We start from the raw sequence: 10,532 nt of genomic DNA on the forward strand, positions 1-10,532 counted from the left end.
GGACCTGCCTCGGTTTTTTCCTGACCATATAAGGTCAGCCGGATAATTAAGAAACCATTATGCTAATCCAGCCATAGCCCAGTCCGGCGATAAAAATAATTTCAACAACAGAAACAAAGAAGCCTGTTTTCCACCACTCCTTTTGACCCATATAGCCGGCGGCGTAATAAATAGAAGCCGTACCCGTGCCATAATGGGTCGTCCCCGGCGAAACGCAGGTTAGCAAGGCAAAAACCATCCCTACCACTGTCGCATCAAAGCCCATGGCAACCAGGATACCGACAAAGGGTAAAAAGAAGGCTTGCAAGTGGACAAATAAACTGGTGAGGAAGTAATGGACATAATAATAGGCCAGGACCAAGGCGATGTAAACCAAGAGGGGTGACTGACCGACCAAAGGCCGCTGAACAACGCCCACAATCCACCCAATCACACCACTTTCATTTAAATGAGCAGTAATCGCAATGAGGGGAGCCAGCCACAATAAAATATCCCAGGCCTTTTGCTCCCGGACAACATCTTGATACGAAATAATTTCCGTCAACAACAGGGCCACAACCCCCACCAAGGCCACAATAGTCGCATGAAGGTTGATTTTAGCCCCAACAGCCCAAAGGACAATCATGACTAAAAAGATAGCCGTCATAATACCTTCTTTCCGGCTGATCCGTCCCATTTTGGCCAGTTCTTGCCGGGCAAAATCCGGCGCAATCCGTCTTTCTTCCCGGGTCATTCGCGGGCGGTTTAAGAAGTAAATGAGCCATGGCGTAACCAGGAGCGTTAAAAGAATCGGCACAGCTGCATAAACAAACCAGTCCGTCCAAGTAATAGAGATATTAAAACTTTTGCCCAGCATTTCTGTTGCCAGAGGGTTGGTTGACATGGCCGTTAGGAAAAGGGCTCCGATAATCAAATTCAGCTGAAAACTAGCCATAAAAAGAAAGGCTCCTATTTTCTTCTCAGTCCCCTGCTCAGGCGATGACCCCATAGCTTCGGCCAGGGCCTTCGTTACCGGATACAAGATGCCGGCCCCCCGGGCATTGGTATTGGGTACAAAGGGAGCAATAATAAAATCACAAGCACTGATGGCATAAACCAAGCCAATGGGATGGTGACCAAAGCGTGCAATTAAGAGATACGCCAACCGGTAGCCCAGAGAGGTGTTTCTAAAGCCTATCGCCGCAAAAAAGGCAAAGAGGACCAGCCAAACAGCCGGATTGGCGAAGCCGGTCAAAAGGGTCTCCAGAGGCATGGCCCCGGTCAGCAAAAGGCTGCCGATTAAAATGAGGGCCAATTCGCCAATACCACCTGCTGAAAACAGGCAGGCCAGGACAAAGCCCACAAAGAAGGCAAAGGCTCTCCAGCCCTCAGGTGTTACGCCTGCAGGCGTAGGTACAAGAGCTATCCCCAGGCAAATAAGGGCAGCAAGACCCAGTCGTTTAAATCGAATACTTTTCATCGCTCACCTGCTTACAATAAATAGTCACAGTGGCCATGCTGAAAAGGAGGTCCTCTTCAACCAGGCGATTTTCCACCTGCCACACTTGAATTTTGCCGCCCGCTTGCGCCGGACGAGCATAGCACCGGCACCGACTGCCTAGCGGCACAGGTCGTAAATGTTGAATGGTCATAGATAGACCGACAGCCTGCCGGCTGGCCGGCAGGGCCAGGGTCGCCCCCATAGAGGCCCCCTGTTCTGCTATAGCTGCTGATAGGCCACCATGCAAAATTCCATGAATTTGTGTCATAGGCTCGGTAACCGTCCATTCTTGAATGGTCAAAGACCGACTCTTTTCTACAAAGGTTACGCCAAGGCTATCCAGAATGCCCATTTCTACCTGCCCCCTTCTTGGATGACCGGGCCATGAAGCCCCTCTCTTAACCGCTGCTTCTGAATTTTTCCGATGGATGTTTTCGGAAGATCCTCTAAAAAAATAAAGTGCTTTGGCACCTTATAAGCGGCCAAATACTGCCGGCAATAAGCCTGCAAGGCTTCAGGCGAGGGCAAGGGCCCCTGAGGGTCTGCAGCCACCAGGTAGGCTTCCGGCACCTGACCCCACCGGGCATCTTCTCGCCCAATCACGGCACATTCACGAATCTCCGGATGGTGGACCAGACATTGTTCTACCTCTACCGGATAGATATTTTCCCCACCGGAAATAATTAAGTCTGTCAGCCGACTTTTCACATACAGATACCCCTCTTCATCCAAGCAACCGATATCCCCGGTCTTATACCAGCCGTCAGCCGTAAAGGCCTGCCGGTAGCGAGCTGCGTTATTCAAGTAGCCCCTGCACAGAGCCGGCGATTGAACTTGTATTTCACCGACAGCGCCCGGCGGAAGGCTGCCATCATCAATACGAACCCGGTTCGGGAAAAGAGCCTGTCCGGACGATGCCGGCTTTATCGCTGTATCGCCCAAACCGGTGGCAATCATTTGCGAACAGGTTTCCGTCATACCAAAGGACCGAATCACTGTAATATCTCGGTCAGCACACCTAGCCAGGAGGCCTTCGTCAAAAAAGCCACCGCCTAAAAGCATATAACGAAAAGAAGCCGGATACCGCCTGTCCCCCAAATCATCCAGTAGGGCCTTCAGGGTATAGGCCACCACTGAAATAATGGTCCCACGCCCGTCACATAACGACCTATTTACCGCAGCTGCATCAAACCGCGAGAACAAGTAAACCGGGCAGCCATACACCAGGCTCCGCACTAAAATTGACAAACCGCTCACATGAAAGAGCGGGGTCACACAAACCCAGCCGTCTCCCGGCACCAAGCCGGCATTTAAGCCGCCGGCCAAGGCCGACCACAAGTGGTTATTATAGGTCTGCAAGACCCCCTTCGGTCGGCCGGTTGTCCCGGAAGTATATAAGATGCTCATCACCCGGTCCCCTCGCCAGGGTGTCACGTCTTCCTGAATGTCGGATAAAGCCCTGCCTGCTGTCAACATAGCCTTTAAAGACATGACTTGTAAGTCCTCCTCCAGTTCTCCAACCAGGGCTTCCCCTTGGGTCTTATAGGCTTCTGCATAAAGCAAAAGGGCCGGTTGGGCATCCGCCAGCTGGTAGGCCAACTCCGGTAGGGAAAGCCGCGTATTTAGTAGGACCATCTCTATCCCGGCATCCATTAAGGCCGCAATAAGAATATAGAAATCTGCCGAGTTATCAGCCAAAACAGCCACCCGGCCGGCTTTCTCGCCACCGGCCGGCGACAGTCGCTCATTTAAAGCCCTGGCTGTGCCGTGAGCCTCCTTATAGAGGTCTGCAAAGGTCCATTGCTGACCTTCAAAGTCCAGGGCCAACGCATGCGGCGAAAGCAAAGCACGCTTTTCTATCCAATTAACATCGGACATGGGGCCTCCTTAGGGGAACTTAGGAAAGTCGTCGAAATTCGGATCTCTTTTTTCCAGGAAGGCATTCTTCCCCTCTTTGCCTTCATCGGTCGTATAGTACAGCATGGTGCAGTCACCGCCCAGCTGCTGTAAACCGGCCAATCCGTCGGTATCTGCATTCATAGAAGCTTTAATAAAGCGTAAGGCCGTTGGGGACATCATGAGAATCCGCTCGCACCAGGCCAGGGTCACTTCTTCCACTTCAGCCAGGGGTACCACGGTATTGACCCAGCCCATGGCATAGGCCTCTTCAGCCGTGTATTGGCGGCACATAAACCAGACTTCTTTCGCCCGTTTATGGCCAATCACCCGAGCCAGGTAGCCGGACCCATAGCCGGCATCAAAAGACCCCACCTTAGGACCGGTTTGACCAAAGCGGGCGTTATCCGCTGCAATTGTAATATCACAAACCAGCTGGAGGATATTACCGCCGCCGATGGACCATCCCTTGACCATAGCCACCACCGGCTTGGGCAAAATCCGAATGAGCCGCTGTAAGTCCAAAACATTTAAACGGGCAATCCCGTCCCGCCCCACATAGCCTCCATGACCACGCACCTTCTGGTCACCGCCGGAACAAAAAGCCTTATCGCCGGCTCCGGTCAAAATCACCAGGCCAATCCCGGCGTCATCCCGGCAGATGGTCACCGCATCAATCATTTCTTGAACCGTCAAGGGGGTAAACGCATTGTGGACCTCCGGCCGATTAATGGTTATTTTAGCTATTTTTCCGGACCGTTCAAAAATAATCTCTTCGTACAGCTTAACTGTTTCCCATTGATAAGCCATCTTTTCACACCTTTCCCGCTTTTAAAAAGCTTAGAATAACTTCACTCATTTTATCATTCTGTAAAATCAAATACTAGCCTATCATTGTACTTTTTGAGATTTTTTTCACTTATTAGCCTGTTCCGAAAGAGAGCATAATGAAGCCCCGGTAGTCGATCTTTTCGATTCAACCACCGGGGCGCTATTCATTTAATAGACAGTATTATGGTTTATCTTCTGCGGACGCGTTAAAGTGATCGGTCTCCGGACTGGTCATGAGCTCGTTTATAGGATTCGTCACAGTCTGCCAGTCCTCCCGGGCCATGGCCTTTCCTTCGCCATTACCGAAAAAGCCTTCCGCCTCCGTTTGGGCATTTTGCCAAGCGGCAAAAAGCTTTTTCCACCAAGTTCGTATGCTGGCCAATTGGTCGTTTAAGGCAGCCACTTCCGCTTCCTTGGCAGCCAATTGGGCCTGCAGGTCAGCCACTTGCCCATCTGTACCGCCTTCACCATCAGCCGGGTGGTCACCAGGGTCATGACCGCCGGTCCCGACCCCTTCCAGGGCATTTTTGACTGCTTCAATTAAGCCCTTGGAGGTGTAGGTAGCACCCGTAACGGTATCGACATCAATCTTTTGCTGGTCAACCATAGCCTTGGGAACCCTTCTGAAAGGCTTATTCCGGTAAGGCCTACTTTCATCATGGCTGGTTATCTCAATTTTTTCTAACCGACCACCGGCTACCATTACATCCACTTCAATAGGCGTCCGTTTTCCATCTAATTTTTGATATTTTTTAGGTTCTTCTTCCGCCATACTTTCCGGGCCGGTGGACCCATGGTAGCCATAGCCCTTACCATGGTAGGTCCCGTCCGGAATCTTGCTGATGTCCAGGCCCGGCTTAGTTGGCCCACTCCCCTGCCCGGCTTCCAGGGCACGGATTTTTTCCTCAAGGGCCTTGATCTCTTCCGCATGTTTTTTCTTCAAGGCCTCAGTCAGGGCCCCACTGTCTCCACCGCTGCCGGCAAAGGAGGCCTTCATGGCCTGGCGGACAGCGTTTTTGATGGCATTAGAGGTAATGGTCGCCCCGGAAAAAGCATCGACCCCCTTAATGGTCTGCTTGCTTATAATCTGGGGCACCACATGGTCCCAGGCATCTGAATAGTAGGGCTCGGTCTCACCGCTCCTATCTAAGACCGTGATCTCCACGATTTTTTTATCCTTTACGGTAATAGATAACTTGAGTTCATTATTACCGCCATCGCTGTAGCCCTTGGCACTGCCAATAAAGGTGCCATCGTGGAGCTGGCCATCTCCTAGAGAGTCCTCCAGTTGCTTGTTCAGGGCCTCAACTTCTTCCTTGAGTCGCTTATTCTCCTCTTCCAGGGCCGGGCTGCCCCCTGCCTCTTCACTGCCGGCAGCTAGGCCGGCAGACTGGCGTAGGGCCCGGACGGTGGCCTTGAGGATGGCCTTGGATGAAAAGGTCGCCCCGGAAACGGTGTCGACACCGCTTGTGGACCCCTTACTTAAAATGGCGTCCACAACCGCTTCTGCCTGATCAAAGTATTCCCGGTCCTCATTGTGGTCAGTGACCCGCAAGCCGGTTAACTTTTGACCGCTAACACTGGCTTCAACGGTCACAGCACTCTTATAGCCCCGGGCGGTCCCGGTAAAGGTCCCGTCCTTCCAATTGGCAGCCGGCGGTTCACCCTCAGCGGATAGGTCGGCCTGTTTCAGGCGGTCATTTTCTTCCTTTAATTTTTTAAGGGTCAGTTCAAATTCTTTCTTGGCCTGGGCCATGGCCCCGCTGGTATCACCGGTTTGACCGGCTTGGGCCAGGGCCATGTTGGTGGCGTTAATGAGGCCAAAGGAGGAAAAGGTCGCGCCGGAAACGGTATCTACCCCGGCAGTGCCGCCTTTTTTAACCATCTGGTCCAAAAGGGGCAGGGCCTTGGCCAGGTATTCCTTGTCATCATCACTGTCAACCAGCTTGACCTGGACCAACTTACCATCCTTGACCACCGCTTGGACAGTGGTCTTCAAGTTGTAGCCCTTGGCGGACCCCTCATAAGTGCCGTCTTTCAGCTGGGCTGGTACCAGGCCGCCCAGCTTTTCCTTCTGCAAGGTAGCCAGCTGGTCCTTTAACCGCTGATTTTCTTCCTTTAAACGCTCAGCAGCCGGATTTTTACCTGTTGGACCGGCTTTCCCGGCCCCCTGGCTGGATGAAGGACCGCCACTGGCCTGGGCCAGGGCGTCATTGACGGCATTTAAGAGGCCATTGGAAGAAAAAGTGGCCCCGGAAACAGCATCAATGCCGGCTGTGCCCTTTTTCCCGATGACCCGGTCCAGGATCGCCAGGGCATTATTGATATAGGGGGCATCTTCATTGCCGGAGACCATCCGGGCCGAGCTGATGACCCCACCACTAATAACCACTTCCACGCCAATGCTGCCGGCATAGCCCTGGCCATAGCCGACATAGGTCCCATCCTTTAAGCTGTCAAAGGTCTTTCCCGCAGCGGGCGCCGGTGCTGCTGCGTTTCTCTGGCCTTGACCGCCTCGACTGCCTGCAGCCGTTTTTTTCGCCGGGGCACCACCGGCCTTGGAAAGGGCATCGGTTGCCGCCTCTATAATGGCTCGGCTGGTTAAGGTGGCCCCACTGATGGTGTCCACCTCAAGAGACCCCTTGGCCAGGATGGCCTGGATGACCCCGGCCCCCTTTTCATAGTAGCCCGGCGTCTCCGTATGACTTAACACTTTTAAATCAACAATTTTATTATCCTTAACGGTCACCTCTACCGTCACCAAGCCGGAATAGCCTTCGGCACTCCCGGTATAGGTCCCATCCTTGAGGTTCCCCATCTTGGCCCGGTTGACTAAGCCTTTAGGGGCTTCTTCTTTTGAGCGGTCAGGTCGGACCCGGCTTTGCGTCGTCTCTGACTCATCAGCGCCGCCGGCAGACCCCATGGCATAGCCGGTCGTTAGGCTGGTGAGCATGGACAGAGTGAGGATGATACTGATAAAGCTCTTATTCATTCCACCGCCTCCTTTACTTTTTCGCCTTGGCCAGGGCCGCATCGATCGCATCCAAGAAACCACAGGAGCTAAAGGTGGCCCCACTAATGGTGTCTACCTTGGTCGATTGGTCTTCCAGCACCTTGGCAATAAGGGGTTCAATCTTAGCCAGGTAGTCTTGGTCATCACCGGTTTCCGCAATTTCCGCCTGGCCAATCCAACCGTTGACAATCTTCACTTTGACGGTCATGTTGCCGTTATAGCCTTCTGCCGTTCCGCTATAGTCCCCATCCTTGTAGGGGCCCGGTTCACGATTTTCCACATCTGCAGAAAGACTGGCAGGCTCTGCCTGGACAATCTCCCCATGGGCCAGGATAGACCCAAGAGAAACCCCAATCACCAGGCAGGTCAGTAAAGCTTTTTTTCTAGGATCGATCATGGATGCCTCCCTTTGTCTTTAAGGCCATCACCACCAAGCGGACAACCTCCCGGGTCCGCTTTTGAAAGCGGAGGGTCAAGTAGGCTGCAAACAAAAGCGTATACAGACAGCTGGCAAAAGCATAAGTAGGCTCCGGGTGGAGGGCATAGGCCAGCATGACATGCAGGTAAACAAAGGCATAAAATAGGTAGGCATGCCTTTGGATGTTCTTCCACCGCTTCCCCTTTAGTTTTTTTCGCACCCTTGGGAAGGACGTCACCCAGAGGGGGATGAAAATGGCCCCGGCATAAAGGCCCAAAAGGACCATCATGGTAAAGGTCCAAAAAGCCATCCCCTCCATGGCCTTAAACCGGTCCAGGTGCAGTAGGGTATCAATGACATAGTGGAAGAGGTGGGGCAGTAAGACAACCCCCCCTAGGATAGATAATTCACCCCGGGCCCGCATGATATTTTTCCGCAGGTCCCAGTGGCGGGGCAGTACCGCCCCAAACATGACCACAATGAAAAAGGCCGTGCCCAGGGTGCCGTTATCGCACACCGCCAGGATATGCCCGACCCCGGCCCCGGTTTTTAAGACCTTATCCTGGAGGGTCAAAAGGTAGGCCAGGCAGGCCGTAAAGGCAAAGACCGCCCCGGCCCCATAGAGGGGCCAGTTCAGCATCTGCATATGCTTACCGCCCAGCCGGGCCAGGCCCGCTGCAAAAATCAGAGAAATAAGTAGTTCCATGTAACCTCCAATCCGTATGATGCCATAACCAGCTATTCCATCTTACTTATAATAATCGCTTACAATAAGTCACAAGCTTCTCTCAAAGGAGGTGCTGCAAGAAAGGACATCCTTATACCACAAAAGGATCTACGGTTTTAAGTCTTCCTCAAAACCGTAGATCTCTTTTTAAATCAGACCACTATTCGGCTTCAACAAAAGTGAGACGATAGTTATCTTGGGGCAATTTAACAAATCTGCCCTGGGTATCTAATTCCATTCCACGAATACTGGGATACATTTTCTCACTGCGATTTTTAGGCACGGTAAAGGCACGGTCGCCGGTAAACTCCATTGTATAGGTATTATCCTTTTTATCCTTATAATGGGTGCGCAGCTCAATCTTTTGACCGACCATGGCGTCTAGATCAGTTTTTTTAACCGGGATGCTATAGATAAAGTCTGTCGGATCATCTTGAGCCGTCAATTGATAAAGGGGCTTCCATTCATCAGTCCCTTGAATCCGGTAATCAAACGAAGTTAAGTGCAGCGTTTCATTCCGTGCAATAACCAGTTTAAGGTAGCCTTTTGCACCTGAAGATTCTTGCAGGAAGGTTACCTCTAAGCCTTCTCTTACATCATGGCCTACATTATCTTGAGTTAAAAGCATTCCATCCTGAATCGGTGCTTGCGTTTCCGTTTTTAGCACCTTAATCCCCTTAGCAGCAAAATCGGCACCCTTGATGACCTCTTGGCTGCCATCACGTTTTTCTAAGGTGACTTCATACTCAGAATAATTAAAAGGATCGCCTTGGATATAGCCTTCTGCTGTATATTTTGCAGCAGCCTTATTCAACTGGACGCGTTGGCCCCCAACCTTGAGGCTGACGATGTCATTTTCAGCATTGGCTTTTTGGAGGGCATCCACAATGGCATTGGCCGTTCCGCGAGCTGTCCAGGTAGCACTACTGGTGACATCAGGACCCTTGCCCTTAGTGGCTATCGTTACCCGATCGTACTGGGCCTCTAACAGTTTAGGCAAGACTTTTCGTCCGATGGCATCATAAGCCTTAATGTTGCCATCTACCTGATCAACCCCCTTAGGCGAATTGCTGTCATCGCCAAAGAAGTGCTTCATGGCTTCTTTATAGGCTTCATCCGTATGGTTTTTAGGGGCCGCAAAATTATAAAGCCCCTGAATCAAGTCGAGCTTAGTATTTAATTGGGCCGCCAAGTTTTTGGGATCTTGTTTGTCAATAACGCTGTTAATCACACCATCAAAGCCAAAGCGTTCAAACTCACCGCCATCGTCAATCTTGATGCCTTTTTCTGTTTTTTCAACAGCGGTAATTTTTCCGCCGGCTACAGTCACCTGGACATCAATGATCTTTTGGTAGCCCTTGGCCGACCCTTGATAAGTACCGTCAACATAGTTCTGGTTAGCATCCAGGGCCTTTAACTCGTCAACAGGCTTAATCCGTACATCGCTATAGTCATCCAGTTTATCTTTCACCATGACAACCAAGTCGACCTCTTTAGTACTCCCATCGGAAAACTGCAGGGTCACTGGGAGGGTTTGCTGGCCGGTTTGGGTAAAAGTATGACTCTCCGGCTTAATAACATGGGTATCTTCTTCCAGGTCATCAAACTGCTTCTCAATATCTTGAGCCGTCAGTGGCTTGCTGATTGGCCAGTCTAAAGCCCGGGGCAAACCTTCAAAGTGGCCAGCTTCCGTCAGGCTTTTAATATAGGCCTCTGCCTCCTTATAAGCCTGTTGAGCCTGGATATAATAGAGGGCCAGGTCATCGCCACCTAAGCTCTTATTCTTCAACATCTGCAGCATGATGTTTTTTTGGCTATTCAAGACACCACGATAACGTTCTGCCTCCTCTGAAGTATTTTCTTCAGGGATTTTTGCAGCCAAATCTTCCAGCCGGATGGACATACCCTGCATTTTTTGCTGATAGTACTTGCAGAATTCTTCCATCGCCCTATCCAGCTTAGCCGTCGCATCCTTAACCTTTACCTCTGTAGCTGACACATCATCAGCAACTTTTTTAGATTCAGTATAGGCACTTTCCAAGAAGGGTAAAATCTGCTCTTCATATTGGATGGTCACCCCGGTTTTAACCGTATTATTGGCATCCAACCATTTTTTAGCCTTGGCTAAACTGGCTTCAAGAGCTGTTTTATCTACTTTTTCAGGAGA

General features: G+C 51.3%; 8 protein-coding genes. All 8 read right to left on the reverse strand.

Annotation, left to right across the window (positions count from 1 at the left end; genetic code table 11):
- Positions 1–46: 46 nt before the first annotated feature.
- Positions 47–1,459 carry a DASS family sodium-coupled anion symporter gene (locus tag ACKQTC_RS08385; RefSeq protein WP_408977998.1) on the reverse strand — a complete coding sequence of 471 codons (1,413 nt, stop codon included), beginning with the start codon at positions 1,457–1,459 and terminating at the stop codon, positions 47–49.
- Complete coding sequence (locus ACKQTC_RS08390) at positions 1,440–1,832, reverse strand: PaaI family thioesterase (protein WP_408977999.1); 393 nt, start codon at positions 1,830–1,832, stop codon at positions 1,440–1,442. Before ACKQTC_RS08390 ends, ACKQTC_RS08385 begins: the two co-directional genes overlap by 20 nt.
- Before the next feature lie 2 nt (positions 1,833–1,834).
- Positions 1,835–3,358, reverse strand: a complete 1,524-nt coding sequence (gene menE / locus ACKQTC_RS08395; RefSeq protein ID WP_408978000.1) for an o-succinylbenzoate--CoA ligase — start codon at positions 3,356–3,358, stop codon at positions 1,835–1,837.
- 9 nt (positions 3,359–3,367) lie between these two features.
- Positions 3,368–4,186 carry a 1,4-dihydroxy-2-naphthoyl-CoA synthase gene (gene menB / locus ACKQTC_RS08400; protein ID WP_408978001.1) on the reverse strand — a complete coding sequence of 273 codons (819 nt, stop codon included), beginning with the start codon at positions 4,184–4,186 and terminating at the stop codon, positions 3,368–3,370.
- Positions 4,187–4,388: 202 nt separating this feature from the next.
- On the reverse strand, positions 4,389–7,199 hold the full coding sequence (locus ACKQTC_RS08405) for an FMN-binding protein (RefSeq protein ID WP_408978002.1): 2,811 nt from the start codon (positions 7,197–7,199) through the stop codon (positions 4,389–4,391).
- 13 nt (positions 7,200–7,212) lie between these two features.
- Positions 7,213–7,617: an FMN-binding protein gene (locus ACKQTC_RS08410; protein WP_408978003.1), complete on the reverse strand. Its 405-nt coding sequence runs from the start codon at positions 7,615–7,617 to the stop codon at positions 7,213–7,215.
- Positions 7,604–8,344, reverse strand: a complete 741-nt coding sequence (locus ACKQTC_RS08415) for a hypothetical protein (RefSeq protein ID WP_408978004.1) — start codon at positions 8,342–8,344, stop codon at positions 7,604–7,606. The genes ACKQTC_RS08410 and ACKQTC_RS08415 overlap by 14 nt, the downstream gene beginning before the upstream one ends.
- Before the next feature lie 181 nt (positions 8,345–8,525).
- Positions 8,526–10,532 (reverse strand): FMN-binding protein (locus ACKQTC_RS08420; RefSeq protein WP_458295187.1); only part of this gene is annotated, 2,007 nt, incomplete at its 5' end.

This window comes from Peptococcus simiae (genome assembly GCF_046097595.1).
Taxonomy (GTDB): domain Bacteria; phylum Bacillota; class Peptococcia; order Peptococcales; family Peptococcaceae; genus Peptococcus; species Peptococcus simiae.

Coding starts and splice junctions, on each gene's coding strand:
- menB (WP_408978001.1), bottom strand. CDS start 4,186: ATGGCTTATCAATGGGAAACAGTTAAGCTGTACGAAGAGATTATTTTT.
- ACKQTC_RS08385 (WP_408977998.1), bottom strand. CDS start 1,459: ATGAAAAGTATTCGATTTAAACGACTGGGTCTTGCTGCCCTTATTTGC.
- ACKQTC_RS08415 (WP_408978004.1), bottom strand. CDS start 8,344: ATGGAACTACTTATTTCTCTGATTTTTGCAGCGGGCCTGGCCCGGCTG.
- menE (WP_408978000.1), bottom strand. CDS start 3,358: ATGTCCGATGTTAATTGGATAGAAAAGCGTGCTTTGCTTTCGCCGCAT.
- ACKQTC_RS08410 (WP_408978003.1), bottom strand. CDS start 7,617: ATGATCGATCCTAGAAAAAAAGCTTTACTGACCTGCCTGGTGATTGGG.
- ACKQTC_RS08405 (WP_408978002.1), bottom strand. CDS start 7,199: ATGAATAAGAGCTTTATCAGTATCATCCTCACTCTGTCCATGCTCACC.
- ACKQTC_RS08390 (WP_408977999.1), bottom strand. CDS start 1,832: ATGGGCATTCTGGATAGCCTTGGCGTAACCTTTGTAGAAAAGAGTCGG.